Below are 1973 nucleotides of genomic sequence, written 5' to 3' on the forward strand. Positions count from 1 at the left end.
CGACATTGACCATGGCGATACCTTTACGGTAACCGGTGTAAAAGAGGGAACCCATACTTCTGCCACAGGCAATGTTGCAACTTCCGTTGTCGGAACTTATGGATCTGTCGTCATTGACGCTAACGGGACTTACACCTATACTCTTGATAACAGCAAGGCTGAGGTTCAGGCCCTGGCGAAGGATCAAGAGGTTACGGATACCTTTACCTATACGATTACAGACTCACATGGTGCTACTGCCACTACCACCTTAACCGTTACTGTAGTAGGAACGAACGATGATCCTAAGATTTATCTCACAGGCAGCGACAGCGCCTCTGCTTCTCTGACAGAATCAGACACTACCCTTACCACAACAGGCACATTGTCGCTTGCCGATGTCGACGTCATTGACGTTGTTAATGCAACAAAAGTAGATTCAATTGCAAAGGGCGGAACATACACCGGAACTTTGCCCACAGATGCAGAGCTTAAGGCTATGTTTACTGTGTCCGGAAATTTGGACGCAACCGAAACGGATAAAACAAGCGGCATTACTTGGACATTTAATTCGGGCTCTCACTACTTTGACGGTATGGCCGCAGGTGAAACTCTAATTCTTACTTATACCGTACAAGTCACTGACCCGCATGGTGCAACTGATACTCATGACGTGGTAATTACCATTACCGGCACAAATGACGCGCCGACTATAATTGCCGGCGGCGTACTAACAGGCTCTGCCACAGAACTTGTGGACAAGCACGCAGATGAAAATACACATGACCACACTGCTTCCGGATACTTTGACGTCACTGATGCAGACTTGACTGACGCAGTTTCTGTCTCTGCAACTCCTCAAGGGGTTGGCTATCTCGGAACATTCACTCCTGTCGTAGATACTCAGACAACAAGTGGAGCCACAGGAAAGATAACTTGGGAATTTAAAGTAAATGATGCTGCTTTGGACCATCTGGCAGAAGGTGAGACTGTTACACAGCTATATGATGTCACTGTGGATGACGGCAAAGGTGGAACAGATACTATCACTGTGACTGTAACTATTACAGGAAGCAATGACGCTCCCGAGATCCATGTCAGAGCAGGCGACAGCGATGCTGAGTCTTTGACAGAATCAAACATAGCTCTAACAGCAACCGGAACTTTGTCACTTTCGGATGTCGACGTCATTGACGTTGTTAATGCCACAGAAGTAGATTCAATTACAAAGGGCGGAACATATACCGGAACTTTGCCCACAGATGCAGAGCTTAAGGCTATGTTTACTGTGTCCGGAAATTTGGACGCAACCGAAACGGATAAAACAAGCGGCATTACTTGGAACTTTAACTCGGGCTCTCACTACTTTGACGGCATGGCTGCAGGTGAAACCCTAATTCTTACTTATACCGTACAAGTCACTGACCCGCATGGTGCAACTGATACTCATGACGTGGTAATTACCATTACCGGCACAAATGACGCGCCGACTATAATTGCCGGCGGCGTACTAACAGGCTCTGCCACAGAACTTGTGGACAAGCACGCAGATGAAAATACACATGACCACACTGCTTCCGGATACTTTGACGTCACTGATGCAGACTTGACTGACGCAGTTTCTGTCTCTGCAACTCCTCAAGGGGTTGGCTATCTCGGAACATTCACTCCTGTCGTAGATACTCAGACAACAAGTGGAGCCACAGGAAAGATAACTTGGGAATTTAAAGTAAATGATGCTGCTTTGGACCATCTGGCAGAAGGTGAGACTGTTACACAGCTATATGATGTCACTGTGGATGACGGCAAAGGTGGAACAGATACTATCACTGTGACTGTAACTATTACAGGAAGCAATGACGCTCCCGAGATCCATGTCAGAGCAGGCGACAGCGATGCTGAGTCTTTGACAGAATCAAACATAGCTCTAACAGCAACCGGAACTTTGTCACTTTCGGATGTCGACGTCATTGACGTTGTTAATGCCACAGAAG

General features: G+C 47.0%; 1 protein-coding gene. It reads left to right on the forward strand.

What is annotated here, in order from left to right:
- The coding region (locus OLM33_05570; GenBank protein ID MCW1713139.1) for a VCBS domain-containing protein at positions 1 to 1973 on the forward strand (1973 nt) is incomplete at both ends.

It is taken from the genome of Synergistaceae bacterium DZ-S4, assembly GCA_025943965.1.
Lineage (GTDB): Bacteria > Synergistota > Synergistia > Synergistales > Synergistaceae > Caenicola > Caenicola nitritireducens.